Here is a 23,634-nt window from a genome sequence, read left to right as displayed (position 1 = left end):
AGAATAGAAAGGGAAGAAATAGTGGTTGACGTAAATCGTTTTAAAAGTATGCAAATCACACTAGCTTCTCCAAGTAAAGTCCGTTCATGGTCTTATGGAGAAGTCAAAAAACCTGAAACAATCAATTACCGTACGTTGAAACCAGAACGTGAAGGACTATTTGACGAAGTCATCTTTGGTCCTACAAAAGACTGGGAATGTGCTTGTGGTAAGTACAAACGCATTCGTTACAGAGGGATTGTTTGTGACCGTTGTGGTGTTGAAGTAACGCGTACAAAAGTTCGTCGTGAACGTATGGGACACATCGAGTTGAAAGCTCCTGTATCTCATATCTGGTATTTCAAGGGAATTCCAAGCCGTATGGGCTTGACTCTTGATATGAGCCCTCGTGCCCTCGAGGAAGTAATCTACTTTGCTGCGTATGTGGTGATTGATCCAAAGGATACACCGCTTGAGCACAAATCTATCATGACAGAGCGTGAATATCGTGAGCGCTTGCGTGAATATGGCTACGGATCATTTGTTGCTAAAATGGGTGCCGAAGCTATCCAAGATCTCTTGAAACAAGTAGATCTTGAAAAAGAAATTGCTGAACTCAAAGAAGAATTGAAGACAGCAACTGGGCAAAAACGTGTCAAAGCAATCCGTCGTTTGGATGTTTTGGATGCCTTTTACAAGTCTGGGAACAAACCTGAATGGATGATTCTTAACATCCTTCCGGTTATTCCACCAGATCTTCGTCCAATGTTGCAGTTGGATGGTGGCCGTTTTGCCTCATCTGACTTGAACGACCTTTACCGTCGTGTTATCAACCGTAACAACCGTTTGGCTCGTTTGCTTGAGTTGAACGCACCAGGTATCATCGTTCAAAATGAGAAGCGTATGCTTCAAGAAGCGGTTGACGCTTTGATTGACAATGGTCGTCGTGGTCGTCCAATCACAGGACCAGGTAGCCGTCCACTTAAATCATTGAGCCACATGCTCAAAGGTAAACAAGGACGCTTCCGTCAAAACTTGCTCGGTAAACGTGTTGACTTCTCAGGACGTTCCGTTATCGCCGTTGGTCCAACTCTTAAGATGTACCAATGTGGTGTGCCACGTGAAATGGCGATCGAGCTCTTTAAACCATTCGTTATGCGTGAAATCGTAGCGCGTGATATCGTGCAAAACGTTAAAGCGGCTAAACGCTTGGTAGAACGTGGAGATGAGCGTATTTGGGATATCCTTGAAGAAGTGATTAAAGAACACCCAGTACTTTTGAACCGCGCACCGACTCTTCACCGCTTGGGTATCCAAGCCTTTGAACCTGTCTTGATTGATGGTAAGGCCCTTCGCTTGCACCCACTTGTCTGTGAAGCCTACAATGCCGACTTTGACGGGGACCAAATGGCCATCCACGTACCGCTTTCAGAAGAAGCCCAAGCAGAAGCTCGTATCTTGATGTTGGCTGCTGAGCACATCTTGAACCCGAAAGATGGTAAACCAGTTGTTACTCCATCTCAGGACATGGTTTTGGGTAACTACTACTTGACCATGGAAGAAGCTGGTCGTGAAGGTGAAGGAATGGTCTTCAAAGACCGTGACGAAGCGGTTATGGCTTACCGCAATGGTTATGTTCACCTTCACTCACGTGTTGGTATCGCAACAGACAGCCTCAACAAGCCTTGGACAGAAGAGCAAAAACACAAGGTCTTGCTGACCACAGTTGGTAAAATCCTCTTCAACGATATCATGCCAGAGGGTCTACCATACTTGCAAGAACCAAACAATGCCAACTTAACAGAAGGCGTTCCAGCTAAATACTTCTTGCCACTTGGTGGAGATATCAAGGAAGCAATCAGCAATCTTGAACTTAACCCTCCATTCAAGAAGAAAAACCTTGGAAATATCATCGCTGAAATCTTCAAACGTTTCCGTACGACAGAAACTTCTGCCCTACTTGACCGCATGAAGAACCTCGGTTACCACCACTCAACTCTTGCAGGATTGACAGTGGGTATTGCCGATATTCCAGTTGTTGAAGATAAGGCTGAAATCATCGAAGAATCACACAAACGTGTAGAACAAATTACTAAACAATTCCGTCGTGGTATGATTACGGACGACGAGCGCTACAATGCTGTAACAGCTGAATGGCGTGCTGCCCGTGAAAAACTTGAAAAACGTTTGATTGCTAACCAAGATCCTAAGAACCCTATCGTTATGATGATGGACTCTGGAGCCCGTGGTAACATCTCAAACTTCTCACAGCTTGCCGGTATGCGTGGTCTGATGGCTGCTCCGAACGGACGTATCATGGAATTGCCAATCCTTTCAAACTTCCGTGAAGGTTTGTCAGTACTCGAAATGTTCTTCTCAACTCACGGTGCTCGTAAAGGTATGACTGATACGGCCCTTAAGACAGCTGACTCAGGTTACTTGACTCGTCGTTTGGTTGACGTTGCCCAAGACGTTATCATCCGTGAGGACGACTGTGGAACAGATCGTGGTCTCTTGATCCGCTCTATTGCAGAAGGAAAAGAGATGATCGAGTCTCTTGAAGAGCGCCTCAATGGTCGTTACACTAAGAAAACTGTTAAACATCCGGAAACTGGTGCAGTGATTATTGGTCCAAATGAATTGATCACAGAAGACAAGGCGCGTGAAATTGTTAATTCTGGTGTGGAAGAAGTGACTATCCGCTCTGTATTTACATGTAACACTCGTCATGGTGTCTGCCGTCACTGTTATGGTATCAACTTGGCGACTGGTGATGCGGTTGAAGTTGGTGAAGCAGTTGGTACAATCGCTGCCCAATCTATCGGGGAACCTGGTACACAGCTTACAATGCGTACCTTCCACACGGGTGGGGTTGCCTCAAATACCGATATCACTCAGGGTCTTCCTCGTGTCCAAGAAATCTTTGAAGCCCGCAATCCTAAAGGGGAAGCGGTTATCACAGAGGTCAAAGGACAAGTTACCGCTATCGAAGAAGATGCTTCAACTCGTACCAAGAAAGTCTTCGTTAAGGGTGAAACTGGAGAAGGCGAATACGTGGTACCATTTACAGCTCGTATGCGTGTTGAAGTTGGGGACCAAGTCTCTCGTGGTGCAGCATTGACAGAAGGTTCAATCCAACCAAAACGTCTCCTTGCTGTACGTGATGTCTTATCAGTTGAAACTTACCTCCTCGGTGAAGTACAAAAAGTTTATCGTAGTCAAGGGGTAGAAATCGGTGACAAACACATCGAGGTAATGGTTCGTCAAATGATTCGTAAAGTCCGTGTTATGGATCCAGGAGATACAGACCTTCTTATGGGTACCCTCATGGATATCAATGACTTTACAGATGCTAACAAGGATGTTCTTATCGCAGGTGGAGTGCCAGCGACTGGTCGTCCAGTCCTTATGGGAATCACCAAGGCCTCACTTGAAACAAATAGTTTCTTGTCAGCAGCTTCCTTCCAGGAAACAACTCGTGTCCTTACAGACGCAGCTATCCGTGGTAAGAAAGACCATCTCCTTGGTCTTAAGGAAAATGTTATCATCGGTAAGATTATCCCAGCTGGTACAGGTATGGCACGTTACCGTAACCTTGAACCACAAGCAGTTAACGAAGAGTCTTACCTAGCATCTTCACAAGAAGAAGTTCCAGTAGATACGACTGTAGAAGAAGTCGTTGAAACTGTTGAAGTGAGTGAATAAGTAGATGTTACTTAAGATCTGAGATGAAAAGATTAATCATTCACTATAGATTCTTAAGAAGAATCCACTAGATAAAAAAGTGAACAAGGCAGAATTCTGATTGTCAGAAAACTGACTTTGCTCGCTTTTTTTATTTAAGGTTAGACTTGTGTTTTATATAGTAGATTGAATCTAGAATAGTACACTACAACTGCTAAAAATATTACTAGAAATTAGTTTGACTTTCCTAATCTCTCTGTTCGCATCTTATTTCAATCCACTATATAAACATTTTTTCAATTTTAAATTTATAGTAGATCAAATACAAAACGGTACACTGTGAATTCTAAAAAATGCTAGAAATTGACTTAACTACTCTGGTAAATTTGTTCAGATTTTATTTCATTTCACTATAACTTGCTCTAGATCTAGAACTATGCTACAATCATCTAAAAAAGCAAGGAAATTAAAACATGAAAACAGAATATCAAAAAATGATCGCGGGAGAACCCTATCACCCGTTTGATCCAGAACTCCGTGCCTTAGCGCAAACAGCGCGACAAAAGCAAGCAGCTTTTAATGAAGAAGTCGACCCGGTAAAAGGTATGGAAATCATCAAGGGTTGGTTTGGTTCTACTGGTGAAAATCTCTACATCAACACTCGCTTGATGGTAGATTACGGGGTCAATATTCATCTGGGAGAAAATTTTTATTCCAATTGGAATTTAACTATGCTAGATGTTTGTCCTATAACCATCGGTGACAATGCTATGATTGGTCCCAACTGTCAATTTTTAACACCCCTTCACCCACTGGACCCTGACGAACGAAACTCAGGACTAGAATTTGGCAAACCCATTACGATTGGTAAGAACTTTTGGGCAGGTGGTGGTATCATTGTCCTACCGGGTGTTACTTTAGGGGATAATGTCGTTGCAGGAGCAGGAGCGGTTATTACAAAATCCTTTGGTGATAATGTAGTTCTAGCAGGAAATCCAGCACGAGTTATCAAAGAGATTCCAGTTAAAGGAAATTAATGGTTGTAGAAAGAGAAAGTGAAGTCTTTTTCACAAGAGCTCTTTGGAATCGAAAAGCCTAACCAATCCCAGTATCAAAAACTTATTGCTAGCAAAAAACGAGGTCGGAATTTTTATCCCAGCCTCGTTTTTCGTCTTTAGAGATTTTTTCTCTTTTTAGCTTTTTTAGTCAATGCCACATCGCACTGATCAATATTTTGTGTGAGGCAGCTAGTCACTTGGAAATCGTCTGCCTCTGTTTTTAGCTCGACTTCATAGACAATGCTAAGGTTGTCCCCTGCATTTGTGCTATTGATCGTAATCATGTCAATTTCTGAGCAGAATTGGTCAAGAGCTGATTGGATAGCATCCTGTACCTTCTCCTGATTAGCTACCGTGATTGTCAAAAGTCTACGACGTTGATTGTCAGTTTTGACTTGTTGATTTTCCAAAAGGAACCAAACGCCCAAGATAAAGAGCGTGAAGAGAATTGCTAGGAAGAGATAGCCTGTTCCACAAGCCAAACCGATAATCATGGCTAGGAAAATTGCAATCAGTTCTCTTGAACCACTAGTTGCAGAACGGAAACGAATCAAACTAAAAGTTCCTGCTACAGCAATTGAAGTACCCAAGCTCCCATTGACCAGAAAAATAACCAAGGTCATAAGGCAGGGAAGCAGAGTCAAGCTGATAGCAAATTCTCTGGTGTAGAGGGTCCGATATTTGTAGGTCCAAGTAAGTGCTAAACCGAGGACTAGACTGACTAGAAGTGCTAGCAGTAGTTGGAAGGGATCTGCACTTGCAGTGGCGTTGTTGAAAATGGAATTAAATAGATTAAGCATAAGCGGTACCTGCGCTTTCTATACTGGGACGTGGTGCATAAGGAAGCCCTTGAGATTTGTGGTAAGCACAACTGTATTTTGAAAATTTGTGCTCCATCAAACTATACTTATCTAGAATGTCTTGTAACCACTGAGGTTTGTTTCCAGGAGCCTTAATCTCCATAATTACAGTATCGTCATCTAGTAAAGCATCTCCATGGTTTCCAGCGAAAAGACTGACATTTTCATCTCTATAGATTAGATTTTGGTCAATGGTGATACGAATTTTGTTATAGTTGTAGCCCTCGATGTATTTTTTTTCTTTTAATGAATAACGATCGTAGTAGATGTACATACGAGGCTTGATAGCCTGCTTGTAATCCTGGTGAAGCTTTTTCACTTTTTCAATGACGACTGTATCAGTAATACTAGCATCCAAGTGCCCTTTGGTCATAAAATTAAGGATAGAAATAGGAGTTGAGAGTAGTCTAAATTTGCGACCAACTCCTTCTTGGTCCTTGGTTTTTATTTCTAAAAATACTTGACTATCTGCTTTGGGTTGGCTGAGATAGGTCCGCATCCGAACCTTTTCTTTTCGATTATTTCCAAAATCATCATCTTGGAGCACAGCAAAGTCTTCCGTATCAAAGTAGATATTTGAAATAGTTGAAATTGGATAGTCGTCTTCTACTAAATATTCCTTTAAATCTTGAATCAGTTTGTCTAGTTTATCTTTGGAGATAATATATTTGGTTTCAATCCGCTTAAAAGTTGTTTCTAATGGTTTCATAAGTCTTTCTCCTCTTGTTTTCAGTTATACTATTTTTAAACAAGGTGAACTTGCTTGTCTACAATTCTAGAGGGGATTTCTAAAACTTTTGTTAAATTTAACTTAATTGAAACTAAACTTAAGAAAACTTTCAGAAAAAGTTTAGGCTTCTTTTAGGAAAGACCCGTAGACTAAGAGCATGTAAAATGAAAGACGAGGAAACGAGCATGAAAGCAAAAAAATGGACATTCCTATTAACAAGTATCACAACTCTAGCACTGGTAACAGCATGTACCCAGTCAACTTCAAATACAACAGCTATCAATAGTGCTGCAACGACAACAGTAACTACCAATAAGAAAACATCTAGTTACTTTACAGATAAGGACTATGATACTTCTTATGATGAAAAAACAGCTGCAACTGTAACTTTGTCAGGATCAACGGCGACGGTATCAGGTGATGGAGTAGCCGTATCAGGATCTACCGTTACAATCTCTAAGTCAGGTACCTATGTGATTTCTGGTCAATCTGACGGAGTTCAAATCAAGATTGAAGCTGAAAAAACAGATGATGTGCATATCGTACTAAACGGTGTCACCATGACTAATACCAATGCAGCTATCTCAGCAACATCAGCTGGACACGTCTACTTAACCCTAGCAGATGGCACAACCAATAGCCTATCAGATTCTGCTTCAAATAGTGATGACAAGGCAGATGCAGCCCTCTTCTCTAAAGTAGACTTGACCATCAATGGTAAAGGAACTCTCAATGTAGATGGTAAGAAAAACAATGCTATCAAGGCCAACGACACACTTCACATCACAGGCGGTACTTACAATATCACAGCAGTCGGAGATGCCTTTAATGTCAATGACGAACTTAACATTACTGGAACAACCATGACTATCGATGCCAAGGAAGACGGAGTTAAGGTTGATAATGATGACGATATTTCTGTTGGAACCATGTATCTCTCTGACAATACCATTACTGTTACTGCAGGTGATGATGGTATCCATGCATCAGGTGATTTGGTGATTGATAGTGGAACCTATACTGTTAAGAATTCTACAGAAGGACTTGAAGGTAAGTCAATCACTATCAACGGTGGAGATATCACCATCTATTCAACGGATGATGGTGTCAATGCAGCCAACAAAAATGCCCAACAAAGTGAAATTTTCTTCACTATGAATGGTGGGAATTTGACCGTTGAAGTTGGTCAAGGGGACACAGATCCAATTGACTCAAACGGTAATATTACAGTTAATGGAGGAACCATTAAATTGACAGGTCAATCAGGATTTGACTTTGATGGGACAGCGACCTATACAGGTGGAGATATCTACATCAACGGTGAAAAACAAACTGAGATTGTAAATTCGATGCCTGGAGGCGGAGGAGCGTCTGGCGGTGGCCCTCAAGGAAATGGAGGCCCTGGTGGACGACCATAAAAGAAAATCTCCTTTCTCGAAAGAGAAGGGAGATTTTCTTATGTTATTAGGACGAAAAAGAATTATTCTCCGTCTTTTTTAAAGATGTTTTTTACACCAGATACTGCGCCTTCGATAGCTTCTTTTGCATCTTCAGCAACTTCTTTAGCTTTTGAAGCTACCTTTTCTGCAGCTCCTTCTGCTTGAGTTTTTGTATCGCCAGTTAGTTTACCAAAACCTTCTTTAACAGAACCTTTAGCTTGGTTGAATTTTTCTTCGATTGACATGGGGGATACCTCCGTTAATTTTTGTATTATCTAAACTAATACTCAATGAAAATCAAAGAGCAAACTAGGAAGCTAGCCGAAGGCTGTACTCTAGTACGGCAAGGCGAAGCTGACGTGGTTTGAATTTGATTTTTGAAGAGTATAAATCAGATATTAATTTAAGTATATACCCTTTTATGCTAAAAAGCAAAAAACTGATACGAAAAGCATCAGTTTATTTTTTTAATAGGTTACAACATTCAACTGACCTTTATCATATTCGGCGATAAAGATATTAGACACTTCTTCGAAGCCTTCTTCTTTCAATTTTTCTGTTAGCCACTCTTCAGTTTTGCCAATAGTTTCTAGAATTTCAACTTGGACGACGCCGTCTGTAATGACTGGGTACTTAGGATTCTCGTCACCCGTTCTTACGACAATTAGTTGTCCGTTTTGCTCAATCACAGCTCTCTTGACTTCCTTTAATTGGAAAATTCCTTGGGCACGCAATTTAAGGGCTACATCTGCAGCTGCAAGACCTTTTGAACGACAGGCTTCTGGATCTAATTTTCCATTTTTAATGATAATCGTAGGTTTTCCGTCAATCAGATGTTTAATGAAGGAAACATTAGTATTCAGCCATTTGAGGAGCAAAATGAGAATAGTCCAAATAATGAGGATAACAATGTATTGGATGATGGTGATTGAACTATTGTAGATGATCCCGCCGATAATACCCCCGAGAACAAAGTTCTGTATTTGGTCTACTGCAGAACTTGGTGCTAGATTTCCTTTACCTGTTACATTGATAACAAAAACAAGAGACAGAAGCCCCAAGGCCAATTTAATCGCAATTGTAGCAAAAAAGCTTATCATTTTTCAACCTCCACGAGTTCAACGTCTGATTTATAGAGTTCCATTTTTTCTAATAAATAGCTATCTTGGTCAGTCCCGCTAATCGCACGATAAAAATTGTCGCCAACCTTAATAATCGCTCCATCAGTTATAGCCGAAGTATTGACATAAACATCTTTTTTATCAATACCTAACTCTTTTGATACAATCTCGATGAAGTGTAAGGAACTACGAAATTGATTATCGTTGGATTGACTGCTTTGAAGATTCGTAATGCTAATCAATACAAAAGCAATCAAAGTCAAAATAGAAATAATCGATAATTCACGGAACTTGCTTCCTTTTTTATCTTTGAAAGCCTTAAATGCAAAAAATCCAGTCACGATCAGCAGTAAAGCTGATACGATAATCATGGCCCAATTCTGTTGACTAATCTGACTGAGCACATAGTCATAGGAATAGAATTTCATAAAACTCCCTCACTTTTTTTAATTCAATCTATTATAAACTATTTCCTAAGCTATAGCAATTTTATTATGACGAAAAAAGCATTTAATTGTTGTTTCCTATTTAAATTCAATTTTTCTGAATTGTGACTCGACCTTGACTTTCTTTCTATTTTTGATACAATAGTAAAAATTTAGAGGAGGTATTCTATGATTCAGAAACACGCTATTCCTATTTTAGAGTTTGATGACAATCCTCAAGCAGTTATCATGCCTAACCATGAAGGCTTAGATTTACAGTTGCCAAAGAAGTGCATCTATGCGTTTTTGGAGGAGGAGATTGACCGCTATGCTCAGGAAGCGGGAGCAGAGTGCGTTGGGGAGTTTGTGTCTGCCACTAAAACCTATCCTGTTTATGTCATGAGTTACAAGGGTGAGGAAGTGTGTCTGGCTCAGGCTCCTGTTGGTTCTGCCCCTGCAGCCCAGTTTATGGATTGGTTGATTGGCTACGGTGTGGAGAAAATCATCTCTACAGGTACTTGTGGGGTGCTAACTAGTATAGAAGAAAATGCCTTTCTAGTTCCAGTCCGTGCTCTGCGTGATGAAGGAGCCAGCTACCATTATGCACCACCTTCTCGTTATATGGATGTGCATGTTCAAGCAATTTCTGCTATCGAGCAAGTCTTGAAACAACTAGGTGTCCCTTACGAAGAAGTCATGACTTGGTCGACAGATGGTTTTTACCGAGAAACAGCTGAAAAAGTTGCCTATCGTAAGGAAGAAGGCTGCGTAGTTGTGGAGATGGAGTGTGCAGCTCTTGCGGCAGTAGCTCAGCTTCGCGGAGCAGTTTGGGGTGAGTTGTTGTTTACGGCAGATTCTTTGGCAGACCTTAATAACTATGACCAACGCGATTGGGGTGCAGAAGCTTTTGACAAGGCCTTAGAACTCTGCCTTGAAATCGTTAGTCATATGTGACTGCTTTAACTGTTTTATGGTACAATGTAGCTATGTTATTCAAATCATTTTCGGAAAAAATAAATACCATTCTAGGGCGTTTATCACCCGCTCGGAGAATCTTTTTAAGTTTTGCTTTGGTTATCCTCTTGGGGTCTCTCCTTTTGAGTCTGCCATTTGTACAATCTCCAACATCTCATGCCGGTTACTTTGATCATTTATTTACAGCCGTATCTATGGTCTGTGTGACAGGACTTTTTACCTTACCTGTCGCTTCGACCTACAATGTCTGGGGGCAGCTGATCTGTATGTTCCTGATTCAGATTGGTGGTTTGGGTCTCATGACCTTTATCGGAATTTTCTATATCCAGGGTAAGCAAAAACTCAGTCTTCGAGGTCGAGAAACGATTCTAGAGAGCTTTAGCTTCGAAGAAACCCAGTCTCTGAGGGATTTTCTACGTTCCATCTTCGTGACGACTTTTTTAGTAGAAGGATTCGGAGCCTTTCTGCTAAGTTTTCGTTTTGTCCCCGAGTTTGGTTGGGGACGGGGAATTTTTACTTCCATTTTCGTAGCTATTTCAGCTTTCTGTAATGCTGGTTTTGATAATATTGGAAGTACAAGTTTAGTAGCTTTTCAAACTGATCCTTTGATTAATTTAGTGATAGCAGGCTTGATTATTACGGGTGGTCTAGGTTTCATGGTTTGGTTCGACTTGGCTACCCAGTTAGGAAAGAAGAAAAAGCGTCGTCTTCGTTTCCATACTAAGCTAGTCCTCTTCTTAACAGCGGGGATTTTATTTGCTGGAACAGTTTCAACCCTCTTGATAGAGTGGAACAATTCGGGAACGATTGGCAATCTCAGTTTCCCAGATAAATTGCTGGTTAGTTTCTTCCAAACTGTCAGCATGCGGACGGCAGGATTTGCTTCTATTGATTTTACTCAGGCTAGGCCTGTTACCTTGATGATCTATATTTTGCAGATGTTTCTGGGTGGGGCACCTGGCGGTACAGCAGGGGGACTAAAAATCACAACCTTCTTTGTCTTGTTGGTATTCGCACGCAGTGAACTTTTAGGGTTACCTCATGCAAATGTAGCTCGGAGAACTATTGAACCTCGGACAGTTCAAAAATCATTCAGTGTTTTTATCATCTTCTTGATAACTTTTTTATCGGGCTTAATCTTAGTAGGAATAACAGCCGAGGGGAATCCGCGCTTTATCTACCTGATGTTTGAAACTATTTCAGCGCTTGCCACGGTTGGAGTAACTGCTAATTTGACACCAGAGTTAGGTAAGCTAGCGCTTAGTGTCATCATGCTACTGATGTTTATTGGGCGAATCGGACCTCTGACGCTATTAGTTAGTTTGGCTGAGTATCGACCAGATAAGAAAGATATGATCCACTATATGAAAGCAGATATTACCATAGGATAAGAAAGGATAAACTATGTCAGATCGGACAATCGGAATTTTAGGCTTGGGTATTTTTGGGAGTAGTGTTCTGGCTGCTCTCGCCAAGCATGATGTAAATATTATCGCTATTGACAACCATGAGGAACGAATCAATCAATTTGAACCAGTCTTGGTGCGTGGTGTTGTTGGAGATATCACAGATGAAGAGCTCTTGCTCTCAGCAGGAATTGATACCTGTGATACGGTTGTGGTGGCAACTGGTGAAAATCTAGAGTCTAGTGTTCTTGCAGTCATGCATTGCAAGAGTCTGGGTGTACCGACTGTTATTGCTAAGGTTAAAAGCCATACAGCAAAAAAAGTCCTTGAAAAAATCGGTGCAGACTCAGTCATTTCACCAGAGTTTGAGATGGGTCGTTCGTTGGCACAGACGATTCTCTTTAATAACAGTGTAGATGTCTTTCAGTTGGACAAGAATGTCTCGATTGTCGAGATGAAAATTCCACAGTCCTGGACAGGGCAGAGTCTTAGTCAACTAGACCTTCGAGGACAGTACAATCTCAATATCCTCGGTTTTCGTGACTACGAAAATGCTCCCTTAGATGTGCAGTTTGGACCAAATGATTTATTAAAACCGGATACCTATATCATGGCGGTGATTAATAACCAATATTTGGATACCCTAGCAAACCTTAGTGAGTAGAAGAGGAATGACTATTCTTTTTTTCAACGACTATTGAGTCAATATAAGTATTTTATAAGAGGGATTTAAGAAAAATTTTAACTTTTTCTTAATCCTTTTTAATTTTAGGAGATTATACTAGAGTCATCAAATAAAGAAAAACTCTAAGGAGAATCCTATGAAATTCAATCCAAATCAGAGATATACTCGTTGGTCTATCCGCCGTCTTAGTGTCGGTGTTGCCTCAGTTGTTGTGGCTAGTGGCTTCTTTGTCCTAGTTGGTCAACCAAGTTCAGTACGTGCCGATGTGGCCAATCCAACCCCGACTCAAGTCTTGCCAGATGCAGATGCGGTGAGTGCAAAGAGCGATTTACCAGTAGAGCTACTCAAAGAAGCAGTTGATACAGCTCTTTCTTCAGAACAGTCTGTTCCAACACCTAAAGCAAGTTTGGATACGACAAGCTCTTCAGAAAAAGCGGACGCAATTGCTAAAGAGTCGGTAGTAGCACCAAAAGAAGAAATGCAAGCAAAGCCAGAATCTAAGAAACAAACAGAAGATGCGGTTAAACCTTCGGCAAATCCTGCGCCTATAGTTTCTGGACAAGACCGTGAAGCAAATGAAGCTCAACCAGCAACAACTCCAGCTGAAGTACAAAAAGGTGTGGCCGACAATACCAAAGACACAGTAGATGTCCCAGCTACTTATTTGGACAAAGCCAATTTCCCAGGACCATTCACAGCCGGTGTTAACCAAGTCATTCCATACGAGTTCTTCGCAGGTGATGGTATGTTGACCCGCCTCATCTTGAAAGCTTCTGATAAAGCCCCATGGTCAGACAACGGCTCAGCAAAAAATCCCGCCCTTCCACCAGTAGAAAAATTGGGCAAAGGTCTCTACTTCTATGAAGTAGACTTGGCCGGCACTCAAGGAAAATCAGATAAAGAGCTTCTTGACCTTTTAAAACAAAACGGTACGCAAAGTTATAAAGCTACTATCAAGGTGTACGGTGCGAAAGATGGCAAACCTGACTTAACTAATCTGGTAGCGACTAAAGATTTGGATGTCAGCTTGAATGGTTTGACTACCCCAGCTGAAGTGCAAAAAGGTGTGGCTGACAACACCAAAGACACAGTAGATGTTCCGACAACTTATCTAGACAAAGCTAATTTCCCAGGTCCATTCACAGCCGGTGTCAACCAAGTTATTCCATACGAATTCTTCGCAGGTGACGGTATGTTGACTCGCCTCATATTAAAAGCATCCGATAAGGCCCCATGGTCCGATAACGGCTCAGCCAAAAATCCAGCTCTCCCACCAGTAGAGAAATTGGGCAAAGGTCTCTACTTCTATGAAGTGGATTTGGCAGGTACTCAAGGTAAATCAGATAAAGACCTTCTTGACCTCTTGAAACAAAACGGCACTCAAAGTTATAAAGCTACAATTAAGGTGTACGGTGCGAAAGATGGCAAAGCAGATTTGACTAACCTCGTAGCGACTAAGGATTTGACAGTGAACTTGAATGGACATCAGTCTCTTATTCCGATGCAGTCAGGTTTCGTTCCATCTTCTAATGGTTCAGCTATGCCGACTCCAATGATGAATAGTCATCAAGGTGCTTCTAATATGAAAGCTCAAATGCCAGCTGCTAGCCAGGATAAGATGATGCCTAACAAAGAGCGAGACAAAACCATGAATGTTAGTCAGCTAATGGCAACTCCAAGTATGAAGCAAGACCAAGCTCCAGCAGCCTCAAGCAAAATGTCTGATGAAGGCAAGATGGCATCTAATAATAAGGTATCAAGTCCAATGATGGCTGATCAAATGAAAGAACCAAAAGGCATGCTTCCATATACTGGTGAAGCACAAACCTCAATGGCTACTATTGGATTCTTTGGCCTCGCCTTGGCCGGACTGCTAGGTGGTCTCGGTTTGAAAGCTAAAAAAGAGGATAATGACTAGTCTAGCTACAGACTTTCTATCTAGGATTTGAAAAATCCAGATATGGTTTAGAATGTTCGTAAAGCGATTAAAATAGTGTTATACTATTGTGGTATAGCACTGTTTTTTTCAAAGGAGAGACAGATGGGAAAGACAATTTTACTCGTTGACGACGAGGTAGAAATCACAGATATTCATCAACGCTATCTGGTTCAAGCAGGGTATCAGGTTTTGGTGGCTCATGATGGAGTAGAGGCCTTAGAAATCTTCAAGCGAAAACCAATTGATTTGATTATTACAGATATCATGATGCCTCGGATGGATGGTTATGATTTGATTAGTGAGGTCCAGTATCAATCTCCAGATCAGCCTTTTCTCTTTATCACGGCTAAGACCAGTGAGCAGGACAAGATTTATGGCCTGAGTTTAGGGGCAGATGACTTTATTGCCAAGCCCTTTAGCCCACGTGAGCTGGTTTTGCGTGTCCACAATATCTTGCGTCGCCTTCATCGTGGAGGTGAGACAGAGGTCGTCAGTCTCGGGGATTTACGGATGAATCACGGTAGCCATGAGGTTCAAGTTGGAGATGTGGCGCTTGATTTGACAGTCAAATCCTTCGAACTTCTATGGCTTTTAGCTAGTAATCCAGAGCGCGTTTTCTCTAAGACAGATCTCTATGAAAAGGTCTGGCAAGAAGACTATGTGGATGATACCAATACCTTGAATGTTCATATTCATGCTCTTCGACAGGAGTTGGCTAAACATGCTAGTGCAGAAACGCCCACCATCAAAACCGTCTGGGGCTTGGGCTACAAAATTGAGAAAGCACGAGGTAGTCAATGAAATTAAAAAGTTATATTTTAGTGGGGTATATCATTTCAACACTCCTAACGATTATCGTGGTTTTTTGGGCTATCCAGCGCATGTTAATTGAGCAAAGAGAAATTTATTTCCTGATTGGCATGACTTTAATCGCAAGTTTTGTTGGTGCTGGGATTAGTCTCTTTCTCCTGTCGCCTGTCTTTACATCATTGGCCAAACTTAAGGAACATGCCAAGCGAGTAGCGGACAAGGATTTTCCTTCAAATCTGGAGGTTCAAGGGCCTGTAGAATTTCAGCAGTTAGGCCAAGCCTTCAATGAAATGTCCCATGATTTGCAGGCAACCTTTGATTCCTTGGAAGAAAGTGAACGAGAAAAGGGCCTGATGATTGCCCAGCTATCGCATGATATCAAGACCCCCATCACTTCGATCCAAGCGACGGTAGAAGGGATTTTGGACGGGGTTATCAAGGAGGGAGAACAAGCTCATTATCTAGCAACCATTGGACGCCAGACAGAAAGACTCAATAAACTGGTTGAGGAATTGAATTTTTTGACCCTAAACACAGCTAGAAATCAGGCGGAGACGACTAGCAAAGACAGCATTTTTCTGGATCAGCTTTTGATTGAGTGCATGAGTGAATTTCAGTTCTTGATTGAGCAGGAGGAGCGAGATGTCCACTTGCAGGTGATCCCAGAGTCTGCCCGGATTGAGGGAGATTATGCCAAGCTTTCTCGCATCTTGGTGAATCTGGTCAATAACGCTTTTAAATACTCTGCTCCAGGAACCAAGCTGGAGGTGGTAGCTAAACTGGAGAAAAACCAGCTTTCAATCAGTGTGACCGATGAGGGGCAGGGAATTGCCCCAGAGGATTTGGAGAATATTTTCAAACGCCTTTATCGTGTCGAAACTTCGCGCAATATGAAAACAGGTGGTCATGGCTTAGGTCTTGCTATTGCGCGTGAATTGGCCCATCAATTGGGTGGAGAAATCACAGTTACCAGCCAGTACGGACTAGGAAGCACCTTTACCCTCCTTCTTAACCTCTCTGGCGATGAAAATAAAGCTTAAAACCCCTTTACAAATCCAGCTATTCATGGTATAATGGATTCTGTGCGAAATATCAGCAGGTAAGCATGAAGCTCGTCAACAGGTGTCTTATGATAAGTAACCTTGGCTGTTTAGGCGAAGGGCATCTGCACGAATCAGGGCTTTCTAAGTGACTATTTCCACCGAAATATTATTTATATCAGGAGGACATTCACATGTCACGTTATACAGGACCATCTTGGAAACAAGCTCGTCGCCTTGGCCTTTCACTTACAGGTACAGGTAAAGAATTGGCACGTCGTAACTACGTACCAGGACAACACGGACCAAACAACCGTTCTAAATTGTCAGAATACGGTTTGCAATTGGCTGAAAAACAAAAACTTCGTTTCACTTACGGTGTAGGTGAAAAACAATTCCGTAACTTGTTCGTACAAGCTACAAAAATCAAAGGCGGAATCCTAGGTTTCAACTTCATGCTTCTTTTGGAACGTCGTTTGGATAACGTTGTTTACCGTCTTGGTCTTGCGACTACTCGTCGTCAAGCTCGTCAATTCGTAAACCACGGTCACATCCTTGTTGACGGAAAACGTGTTGATATCCCATCATACCGTGTAACTCCAGGTCAAGTGATCTCAGTTCGTGAAAAATCATTGAAAGTTCCAGCTATCCTTGAAGCAGTAGAAGCTACTCTTGGACGTCCAGCATTCGTATCATTCGACGCTGAAAAATTGGAAGGTTCATTGACTCGCTTGCCAGAACGCGACGAAATCAACCCAGAAATCAACGAAGCACTTGTCGTTGAATTCTACAACAAAATGCTTTAATTTTAAGATTTGTTTTACAAAAAGCCTACAACAGTGGGCTTTTTGCTTTGTCTTAAAACGTTGATTTCTGGGTTTGTCATCATTTTTGTCATCACTCATAATGAACTAACAGCTTTCTCATAAAATGAGACGGCTGTTTTTGCTTTTTCTTTAGAGAGATGACTGTAAGTGTCCATGGTCATAGCCAATGTGGAATGACCTAAACGGTGCTGAAGTTCTTTGTAGGGTATTCCAGAGTTAAGCAATAAACTAGCGTGTGTGTGCCTAAAACCGTGGAATCCAATATTAGGTACACTAGCATGTTTGAAACGTGTGTTTAAACGAGTTGCTAGTGTTTTATTGTTTGGGTATTTATGTATAAAATCTGAGAAGACAATAGTTTCAGTTCGACCAAGTTTCCATGCTTCTTGTCTTTGCCTTTTTTGATACACTTTTAAGACTTCTATAGTTTGTGCATCAATATCAATTGTACGATAGCTTGCCTCAGACTTTGGACTGTTAATCTCACCTAAATGATTTAGTGTTTTTGTGATATTCACAGTCGCATTATGTAGGTCAATATCTGACCAATGTAGAGCTAAGGCTTCGTTAATTCGGCAACCAGTAGCAAGAAGAAACTTATACAAAGTAATCTCATAGATATTTCTATATATTGCTAAGTCAGCCTCTTCTAAATAACTGAGGAATTTCTTTAATTCTAAGTTATTAAAGTGCTTAACTTTTGTTCTCCCTTTTTTTATTTTACGAGGAAGAATGACTTCACGGGCTGGATTTATATCAATAATTTGCATTGTCACAGCATATTGTAGGATACGTTTATTTAGCGCGTGAATTTTATCATAGTGTAGAAATGCTCCGTCTTCTCTTTTGTTAGCACGTAGAGCTAGTTGATTAACAATACGCTGAATAGTAGGGGTGGTTAGTTTATCTAGCTTATAAGGCCCAAATAAAGGAATCACATGGTTAGATAGTAGTCGCTTTACAGAATCTTGTGTGTTTGGTTTTACTGTGTGTTGATAGCTTTCCCACCATAATTGAGCTACTTCTTCATAGCTTGTTAGTGGAATGTTCTCTTTCTTACTAAAACCATTATTTTGGAAATCAGCTTTAGCTAATTGAGCTTTTTTCTTCAATTCAGTTTTAGTTCTAGCGGTTAGATTAGCCTGTATTCTTTTTCCAGTTTGTGAATCTATACCAAGATATACTCTAGAACGATATACAGTGCTACCATTTTGTTTCTTTATTTCTGCTATTTTCATTTTTTAACCTTTCTAACATCAGCAGGCAAGCTGTAAGAGGTTATGAAAATAGATATTATGATTTGTGTCTAGAACGAATACCGTCAATTAGTATTTGTAGAGCGGTTAAGTCCTCAGTTGTGAGTGCTTGACCATTAATAGTTATTTTTACATTTTTCCTAAAGATATAATCAAGGTTAATGTTAATATTTTCCCCATTGATAATATCTTGGCTAATGTCTTTATATGTTTTTAATGTTGAGAATAAGGATTTGCTATTCCTTAGTTCAATTAAATCCTTTAAAAGTTGCTTCTCTTTATCATTGTGAATTGAATCCATGTTGACATGGCTAATTATGTCATCGATATAAGAACTAGCTGAAGTTTGAGATTCTGCATAGAAACCAATAGAATCTAGTCCGTCTCTTTGACACTGTTCCTTTATGGCGTGTTGAGCAATGTTAAGTGCAATCTCATATAGACTGTCTACACTGGGAATCTTTTTGTCATTTTCGATTTGTGAGATGTAGGATTGAGATACGTTTAGTGATTCAGCAAGTTTCTTGGTAGTTATGTTTGCTTCCTTGCGATATTTTTTTAGATAAGCTCCTATCATTTTTAACCTCCGTTTAATAACTTTAGTAATATTTTATCAAAAAACTATTGACATGTAAATCAAAAACTGATAAAATCTAAAACATAACCTAAGTTTAATAACCTAGGTAAACAGACAGGCTGTAATGAGGTGTGAAATTGGTTGTGTATAAATAAGAAAGAAGGTAGACGTATATAGTATGACACAAGGATTACTATCACAAGAAGCAGAACTAGCATTGTTGAGAAAGATTGAATCTTTAATAAAAGATTATCTATCACACGCAATGCTTTCATCTCACAGTGACTCGTTTGACTTGATACAGCAAAAAGAGTTAATCAAAGAACTAGGTATTAGTTTAGTAACTCTGCATGAGTGGGAGCGTTTGGGGTTAATCCGATACTGTCCACCAATAGAAGGAACTCGTAAAGTCTTCTATAAGAAATCAGATGTTATGAAGTTCCTTTCAATTGCTAGAAGGGAGTAACTATACTATGTGAAGAAATATAGTTGAAACTTCCTATGTTTACTTGAAATACATAGGAAATTGTCGTCATGTTGAATCTTTGATTCAATTGCTATCAATTACGCTATATAGTGTAATTATTTTATTAACCGGAGGAATTGTGTATGACATTCACTTTTAAAAAACAGGAGACAGAGGATAAAGTTCTTGACATGCCTAAATTTAATCTCAATAATTCAGGGAAACCTGTCAGTTCACCTCAAAACGTAGTGCTTATCTTAGAATCATTTGAATCTAAGATGTCATTATTAGGTTACAATGAGTTCACAGGAGCAGTTGAAAAACTAGATAAGACGCCTTGGGGAACTCTTAAAGGAGAATGGGATAGCGAAGACACTTCTTTGTTCTCGGTATATATTGATAAACAGTTTCACTTTACTCCTAAAAAGGATTATATTGAAGATGCTGTCTTAAACGTGGCACGTAGACGGAAATTTAATCCTGTAAAGGAACGGATTGAAAGTCTTGACTGGGATGGAGTATCTCGTGTGAAACACTTTTTCCACAAACTGCTAGGTTGTGAGAACAGTATATACACACGTGAAGTGTCTCAGATGTTTTTAACAGCTCTCATTGGACGTATATATAAACCAGGTATAAAGTTTGATAATGTACCAGTGTTGATTGGTCCACAAGGAATAGGCAAAAGCACAGTAGCTCGTCGTTTATTACCTGACTTTTTTGCTGATACTCCGATTTCATTTGGGAAAACACAAGAAGATTACAGAATGCTTAAATATGTATGTGTTGTTGAAATTCCAGAATTACAGGGACTGAAGCAGAGTGATATAAATAGAATTAAGGGATTCCTTAGTGCTTCATACGATATGTGTAGGGAACTGTATAAAACACACAAACGACAACTAAGACATAATGTATTTATTGCAACTGGAAATTCTAAAGCATTTCTCAGGGATTTTGGAGTTGAAAGAAGATTCTATCCTTTGAACTGTGGGGAATATGTTGTGAAGGAGCATCCAATGGATGTTTCTGACAATTACTTCTTGCAAGTTCTTGCTGAAGCTAGACTACTATTCTTGGAATATGGAATTATGTTTCCAAGTAGAACGACTTCAGAAAGATTGGAAGAGATTCAAAGTGACTTCAAAGAAGAGGATATAGAGAGAGAACTAATAAATGAATTTCTGGATGAGTTTATTGTACCTGATGATTGGAGAAATTATACTCTATCTGATAAGAGGGAATACTACCGTATATGGAAGGGATATGAGAAAGGAACCCGAGAGTATTGGAGTGCAAAGAAATCAGGCTTAGTGACTGTTACTTACACAAGTGAACTAGCTTACATACTGTTTGATGAAAAAACAGGTAGCAGACGAAATAGCAAACATGCTTCAAAAATTCGTGATGTACTGGATAATCGTAATGATTTTGAAGCTGTTAATAATAAGCGTCCTTGTAGTGCATGTAGTCCAACACGTGTCTATGTACGTCTAGAAGCTACAGAGTAACTACAGTCAAAAGTGGTAATAACACTAGTTATTTACTCCTTTTGTAGTATTGTAGTATTATTCTTGTAAAAATAGTTAGAATTATATAATAAGAGTAAGTGGAGAAATTTCTTACTACATTACTACAAAGTATGAACGACTAGCCCGCCATAAGCGAAGGCAAAGGAGTGAAACGCTTTGTTAAGTACCAAATACGCCTAATTTATTCCATGGTCTAATTGACAGCAAGAAACAAGGCACTCTCGTACAAATGAACTGTCCATCCGAAAAACTAAAGCCTTTCGTCTGAGACGTTATTAGTGTACTTTGTGCCTACTTACTGTCAATTTGCTTTCACGGCATAAAGGCGTATGCTTGTGAGATAAAATAGAGAATGAAAATAGCTATTTCAAAAGGTTTTACATTATGGAATTTTATATTTTGTAGTGTTGTCTTGATTCAACTATCAGTTTTTACTGTACAATTGTATCAATTTATCTTTTTGTGTTTGTGGTTAGTAATGCGCGTGATAATGGGATTTCTAAAGGTCGATTAAAAAATAGAATAGTAATGGCTGTATGTGAATTTTGCTATTCAGCGATTAACTCTCTATCTCAAAAATGTGTTAGTAGTGTGGAATTGTCTGAAGGAGGTTCATGTGATATAAAGGATATACAAAATCCCTGCAATGAGTAATTGCAGGGATTTTCAGGTAACTAGGAAAATTTTGTAAGTATAGAGAATGTTGTTTTAGTCTATTTTGTAGTAGACAGCTTTTTCATCAGATGGATGTGTTTGAGTAATGATAATTCTAGTTTTACTTTTATCAGTTGGGTCTTCGATTGATACCATTTGATTATTTTCAAATCGTTTCATAGGTATACTTGTTCCAGGGGGATAAATTCCCACTGAAGCTCCAGTAACCTCTCCACGTAAGGATAGGGGTAAGGTGTTTTCATTTGAAAGATAAATTTCTTCAATTTTTGTTCCACTTGTTAAACCTTTATTATCAAATGTAACCCAATTTCCTTTTTCATTTCTCCAAGTACCAGCTATACTAGAGTAATCACAGATTTAACCATACAGTAAAGACGAAAACGCTCAGGAACGTGTTAGTATTGTTTATTTCTTCCTCATAAGGTATAATGAATAAAATAACTAAAAGGAGTTACTATGATAAAGAAAATATTTGCCCTACTTGTGGCTATGTTATTTATTGGAGGTTGTGCCTCTTCTCAACCAAAAGAAGCAGAAAAAACTTATAACTCTTCTCAATCAAAAGAAGCAGAAAAAACTTATGACGACGAATTTATCACAGCACTGGGTAAAGGGCTAGATGCTCGTTGGAAAGTTTTAGATGAAACTATAGAGAAAATGAAGAAAGATGCTAAACTAACTTCAACTTTTAGTAAAGATAATGCTATATATCCTCAATTAGAATTAAACGAAATTGAAGAATACAAAGATAAAAAGTTTGAAAATGATAAGCTAAAAGAGCTAACTTTGTCATATATCAATGAACTAAAAGAAACTCAAAAAGCAGCTGAAGAAGCAGACGAAAACAAATGGGATTCACATCACGGTAAAAGATTATCTCTTTTAATAGCTATAAACAATATTAAAGAAATTCCTGTAAAAGATAAAGAATCACTAAAATATACTCTCAATAATGGTCAGAAAATTGAAAATAAAAACGCTAAGCAGGAAGCAATAAAGAACTTGCTTTCATCAGTCAAATTTGAAGTAGACCAAGAGAAAAGTAATCAATTTTCTACTGAATACTACGCTATTGTCGAAAATACAACTGAGTATAATATTGATTACATAGACCTATTAATAACTCTTAAAGACTCTGATGACGTTAACTACAGAACTACATACGCTTCACAAAATAACTGGAAAAAAGGAACAAAAGTTCGCTTTGAATTTACAGACTTTGACCAGAAATTAACTAAATATGAAATACAGGTTAGAGATGTGAGAGCTGAAAAACCTTAATAGCATAGCAAACATCCCCTACAACTTCTGTTGTTAGGGGATTTCTAGTTTTATAGTGGATTGAACCTAAAATAGTATGCTACGGATTCTAAAACATGTCTAGAAATATATCTCTTGAGACTTTTCTAAGTATAGTTCAAGCTTTAGAAATTTCATTAAGCGACTTTTTCATACCCTATTCCGTAACACATGATACAGAGATGACAGAGCTTCTATTAAAAATTCAGAATTATCCACAGCATAGGGAAATTGTTCAGAAGGTGATAGAAATATTGGAATTAAGTCAGGAAAACTAAAAAGCACCTAAACGGTACTTTCTGCTTGCCTGCTGAACTCATCAATCTTGAAATTTGTACTCTAATTTGTCTACCATTGAGTGAAGTTTAATTTACTCTATTTAATGAAGGAATTATAAAAACTTGATGGAATCAACTTTTATAAAGTATGATGAAGTATAACTTATATAAAATCTATTCTACAACAAAATGCTTTAATTTTAAGATTTGTTTTACAAAAAGCCTACAACAGTGGGCTTTTTGCTTTGTCTGAAAATTAGACCATGAAAAACTAGCAAGTTTTATGTGAATTACAAACTCATAATCAATAACATTACAGACATGAAAAAACACAAGACAGAAACCAAAGCCCTTCTTTCTGCCTTTCTCTGCTATACTACAAGCAGAGAAAGGGGGAAAGCAAATGCTTGAGAAGTATTATGCGAAGGTAAAAGGAATTGTTCATAAATGTAGAAAAGACTACTATCTTCACCTGTGGGAGAAAGAGGATTGGGACCAAGAAGGCATGATCTGTCTCCATGAACTTCTAGAAAAGCATCCAGAACTAGTGGAAGAAGAAAAGAAACTCTACGT

The 23,634-nt window shown here is 39.3% G+C and carries 21 protein-coding genes and 2 pseudogenes; 14 read left to right on the top strand and 9 right to left on the bottom strand.

The window, feature by feature from the left end:
- Positions 1-21 precede the first annotated feature (21 nt).
- Together rpoC and O3658_RS08465 are read left to right on the top strand one after the other, a co-directional pair.
- Positions 22-3,684, top strand: coding sequence for a DNA-directed RNA polymerase subunit beta' (rpoC, locus tag O3658_RS08470; protein WP_371560825.1), 3,663 nt, complete (start codon positions 22-24; stop codon positions 3,682-3,684).
- Positions 3,685-4,136: 452 nt separating this feature from the next.
- Positions 4,137-4,700: a sugar O-acetyltransferase gene (locus O3658_RS08465; RefSeq protein ID WP_371560823.1), complete on the top strand. Its 564-nt coding sequence runs from the start codon at positions 4,137-4,139 to the stop codon at positions 4,698-4,700.
- A 137-nt stretch (positions 4,701-4,837) separates the two neighbouring features.
- Here O3658_RS08465 and O3658_RS08460 read toward each other — a convergent pair whose 3' ends face one another.
- The gene (locus tag O3658_RS08460) at positions 4,838-5,521 is read right to left on the bottom strand and encodes a DUF4956 domain-containing protein (protein ID WP_371560821.1); all 684 of its coding nucleotides are present in this window, start codon (positions 5,519-5,521) and stop codon (positions 4,838-4,840) included.
- Positions 5,514-6,290: a polyphosphate polymerase domain-containing protein gene (locus O3658_RS08455; protein ID WP_371560820.1), complete on the bottom strand. Its 777-nt coding sequence runs from the start codon at positions 6,288-6,290 to the stop codon at positions 5,514-5,516. Before O3658_RS08455 ends, O3658_RS08460 begins: the two co-directional genes overlap by 8 nt.
- A gap of 206 nt (positions 6,291-6,496) precedes the next feature.
- On the opposite strand from O3658_RS08455, the gene O3658_RS08450 reads away from it, so the two are divergent.
- Positions 6,497-7,729 carry a carbohydrate-binding domain-containing protein gene (locus O3658_RS08450; protein WP_371560818.1) on the top strand — a complete coding sequence of 411 codons (1,233 nt, stop codon included), beginning with the start codon at positions 6,497-6,499 and terminating at the stop codon, positions 7,727-7,729.
- Positions 7,730-7,791: 62 nt separating this feature from the next.
- Here the strand turns inward: O3658_RS08450 and O3658_RS08445 are convergent, their stop codons facing one another.
- The 3 genes from O3658_RS08445 to O3658_RS08435 form a co-directional block, all read right to left on the bottom strand.
- Positions 7,792-7,995 carry a CsbD family protein gene (locus O3658_RS08445; protein WP_371560816.1) on the bottom strand — a complete coding sequence of 68 codons (204 nt, stop codon included), beginning with the start codon at positions 7,993-7,995 and terminating at the stop codon, positions 7,792-7,794.
- Positions 7,996-8,217: 222 nt separating this feature from the next.
- Positions 8,218-8,850, bottom strand: a complete 633-nt coding sequence (locus O3658_RS08440; RefSeq protein WP_371560814.1) for a DUF421 domain-containing protein — start codon at positions 8,848-8,850, stop codon at positions 8,218-8,220.
- A complete protein-coding gene (locus O3658_RS08435) occupies positions 8,847-9,299 on the bottom strand; it encodes a DUF3290 family protein (protein WP_371560812.1) in 453 nt (150 codons plus the stop codon). Before O3658_RS08435 ends, O3658_RS08440 begins: the two co-directional genes overlap by 4 nt.
- Before the next feature lie 186 nt (positions 9,300-9,485).
- Between O3658_RS08435 and O3658_RS08430 the strand changes: the two genes are divergently transcribed.
- From O3658_RS08430 to rpsD, 7 genes are all read left to right on the top strand, one after another.
- Positions 9,486-10,250 carry a nucleoside phosphorylase gene (locus O3658_RS08430; RefSeq protein ID WP_371560810.1) on the top strand — a complete coding sequence of 255 codons (765 nt, stop codon included), beginning with the start codon at positions 9,486-9,488 and terminating at the stop codon, positions 10,248-10,250.
- A 32-nt stretch (positions 10,251-10,282) separates the two neighbouring features.
- Positions 10,283-11,662: a TrkH family potassium uptake protein gene (locus tag O3658_RS08425; RefSeq protein ID WP_371560808.1), complete on the top strand. Its 1,380-nt coding sequence runs from the start codon at positions 10,283-10,285 to the stop codon at positions 11,660-11,662.
- 13 nt (positions 11,663-11,675) lie between these two features.
- Complete coding sequence (locus O3658_RS08420; RefSeq protein WP_371560806.1) at positions 11,676-12,341, top strand: TrkA family potassium uptake protein; 666 nt, start codon at positions 11,676-11,678, stop codon at positions 12,339-12,341.
- Positions 12,342-12,498: 157 nt separating this feature from the next.
- Positions 12,499-14,280: an SSURE domain-containing protein gene (locus O3658_RS08415; RefSeq protein WP_371560804.1), complete on the top strand. Its 1,782-nt coding sequence runs from the start codon at positions 12,499-12,501 to the stop codon at positions 14,278-14,280.
- Positions 14,281-14,403: 123 nt separating this feature from the next.
- A complete protein-coding gene (locus tag O3658_RS08410; RefSeq protein ID WP_000520650.1) occupies positions 14,404-15,102 on the top strand; it encodes a response regulator transcription factor in 699 nt (232 codons plus the stop codon).
- Positions 15,099-16,151: a sensor histidine kinase gene (locus O3658_RS08405; RefSeq protein ID WP_371560802.1), complete on the top strand. Its 1,053-nt coding sequence runs from the start codon at positions 15,099-15,101 to the stop codon at positions 16,149-16,151. The genes O3658_RS08410 and O3658_RS08405 overlap by 4 nt, the downstream gene beginning before the upstream one ends.
- A gap of 194 nt (positions 16,152-16,345) precedes the next feature.
- Positions 16,346-16,957: a 30S ribosomal protein S4 gene (gene rpsD / locus O3658_RS08400; protein ID WP_000092756.1), complete on the top strand. Its 612-nt coding sequence runs from the start codon at positions 16,346-16,348 to the stop codon at positions 16,955-16,957.
- A gap of 95 nt (positions 16,958-17,052) precedes the next feature.
- On the opposite strand, the gene O3658_RS08395 is transcribed toward rpsD, so the two are convergent.
- Both O3658_RS08395 and O3658_RS08390 read right to left on the bottom strand, forming a co-directional pair.
- Positions 17,053-18,216 (bottom strand): tyrosine-type recombinase/integrase, encoded by a 1,164-nt coding sequence (locus O3658_RS08395; RefSeq protein ID WP_371560788.1) that lies wholly within the window; start codon positions 18,214-18,216, stop codon positions 17,053-17,055.
- Positions 18,217-18,271: 55 nt separating this feature from the next.
- Positions 18,272-18,811 (bottom strand): helix-turn-helix domain-containing protein, encoded by a 540-nt coding sequence (locus tag O3658_RS08390; RefSeq protein ID WP_371560786.1) that lies wholly within the window; start codon positions 18,809-18,811, stop codon positions 18,272-18,274.
- A 178-nt stretch (positions 18,812-18,989) separates the two neighbouring features.
- On the opposite strand from O3658_RS08390, the gene O3658_RS08385 reads away from it, so the two are divergent.
- Together O3658_RS08385 and O3658_RS08380 are read left to right on the top strand one after the other, a co-directional pair.
- Positions 18,990-19,277: a hypothetical protein gene (locus tag O3658_RS08385; RefSeq protein WP_371560784.1), complete on the top strand. Its 288-nt coding sequence runs from the start codon at positions 18,990-18,992 to the stop codon at positions 19,275-19,277.
- Between the two features lie 143 nt (positions 19,278-19,420).
- A complete protein-coding gene (locus O3658_RS08380; protein ID WP_371560782.1) occupies positions 19,421-20,788 on the top strand; it encodes a VapE domain-containing protein in 1,368 nt (455 codons plus the stop codon).
- A 729-nt stretch (positions 20,789-21,517) separates the two neighbouring features.
- Here the strand turns inward: O3658_RS08380 and O3658_RS08375 are convergent.
- Positions 21,518-21,643 (bottom strand): hypothetical protein, encoded by a 126-nt coding sequence (locus tag O3658_RS08375; RefSeq protein ID WP_371560780.1) that lies wholly within the window; start codon positions 21,641-21,643, stop codon positions 21,518-21,520.
- A gap of 129 nt (positions 21,644-21,772) precedes the next feature.
- Positions 21,773-21,841 (bottom strand): annotated as a pseudogene (locus O3658_RS08370) (DUF6287 domain-containing protein); the annotation flags it as partial.
- A 99-nt stretch (positions 21,842-21,940) separates the two neighbouring features.
- Here O3658_RS08370 and O3658_RS08365 point away from each other — a divergent pair.
- Together O3658_RS08365 and O3658_RS08360 are read left to right on the top strand one after the other, a co-directional pair.
- Positions 21,941-22,765, top strand: a complete 825-nt coding sequence (locus tag O3658_RS08365; RefSeq protein ID WP_371560778.1) for an FxLYD domain-containing protein — start codon at positions 21,941-21,943, stop codon at positions 22,763-22,765.
- Between the two features lie 699 nt (positions 22,766-23,464).
- A pseudogene (locus tag O3658_RS08360) lies at positions 23,465-23,634 on the top strand (sigma-70 family RNA polymerase sigma factor); the annotation flags it as partial.

Origin of the sequence: Streptococcus sp. 27098_8_69 (genome assembly GCF_041432445.1) — a bacterium.
GTDB lineage: Bacteria > Bacillota > Bacilli > Lactobacillales > Streptococcaceae > Streptococcus.
The sequence above is the reverse complement of the archived record's forward strand: the minus strand, read 5'-3'. Positions and strand labels throughout refer to the sequence as shown.

Bases quoted from the DNA above. Each gene is read 5' to 3' on its own strand.
- O3658_RS08390 (WP_371560786.1), bottom strand. From the start codon at position 18,811: ATGATAGGAGCTTATCTAAAAAAATATCGCAAGGAAGCAAACATAACT.
- O3658_RS08405 (WP_371560802.1), top strand. From the start codon at position 15,099: ATGAAATTAAAAAGTTATATTTTAGTGGGGTATATCATTTCAACACTC.
- O3658_RS08445 (WP_371560816.1), bottom strand. From the start codon at position 7,995: ATGTCAATCGAAGAAAAATTCAACCAAGCTAAAGGTTCTGTTAAAGAA.
- O3658_RS08420 (WP_371560806.1), top strand. From the start codon at position 11,676: ATGTCAGATCGGACAATCGGAATTTTAGGCTTGGGTATTTTTGGGAGT.
- O3658_RS08380 (WP_371560782.1), top strand. From the start codon at position 19,421: ATGACATTCACTTTTAAAAAACAGGAGACAGAGGATAAAGTTCTTGAC.
- O3658_RS08450 (WP_371560818.1), top strand. From the start codon at position 6,497: ATGAAAGCAAAAAAATGGACATTCCTATTAACAAGTATCACAACTCTA.
- O3658_RS08440 (WP_371560814.1), bottom strand. From the start codon at position 8,850: ATGATAAGCTTTTTTGCTACAATTGCGATTAAATTGGCCTTGGGGCTT.
- rpsD (WP_000092756.1), top strand. From the start codon at position 16,346: ATGTCACGTTATACAGGACCATCTTGGAAACAAGCTCGTCGCCTTGGC.
- O3658_RS08415 (WP_371560804.1), top strand. From the start codon at position 12,499: ATGAAATTCAATCCAAATCAGAGATATACTCGTTGGTCTATCCGCCGT.
- O3658_RS08465 (WP_371560823.1), top strand. From the start codon at position 4,137: ATGAAAACAGAATATCAAAAAATGATCGCGGGAGAACCCTATCACCCG.
- O3658_RS08425 (WP_371560808.1), top strand. From the start codon at position 10,283: ATGTTATTCAAATCATTTTCGGAAAAAATAAATACCATTCTAGGGCGT.
- O3658_RS08460 (WP_371560821.1), bottom strand. From the start codon at position 5,521: ATGCTTAATCTATTTAATTCCATTTTCAACAACGCCACTGCAAGTGCA.
- O3658_RS08435 (WP_371560812.1), bottom strand. From the start codon at position 9,299: ATGAAATTCTATTCCTATGACTATGTGCTCAGTCAGATTAGTCAACAG.
- O3658_RS08375 (WP_371560780.1), bottom strand. From the start codon at position 21,643: ATGAAACGATTTGAAAATAATCAAATGGTATCAATCGAAGACCCAACT.
- O3658_RS08385 (WP_371560784.1), top strand. From the start codon at position 18,990: ATGACACAAGGATTACTATCACAAGAAGCAGAACTAGCATTGTTGAGA.
- O3658_RS08430 (WP_371560810.1), top strand. From the start codon at position 9,486: ATGATTCAGAAACACGCTATTCCTATTTTAGAGTTTGATGACAATCCT.
- O3658_RS08395 (WP_371560788.1), bottom strand. From the start codon at position 18,216: ATGAAAATAGCAGAAATAAAGAAACAAAATGGTAGCACTGTATATCGT.
- O3658_RS08455 (WP_371560820.1), bottom strand. From the start codon at position 6,290: ATGAAACCATTAGAAACAACTTTTAAGCGGATTGAAACCAAATATATT.
- O3658_RS08365 (WP_371560778.1), top strand. From the start codon at position 21,941: ATGATAAAGAAAATATTTGCCCTACTTGTGGCTATGTTATTTATTGGA.
- O3658_RS08410 (WP_000520650.1), top strand. From the start codon at position 14,404: ATGGGAAAGACAATTTTACTCGTTGACGACGAGGTAGAAATCACAGAT.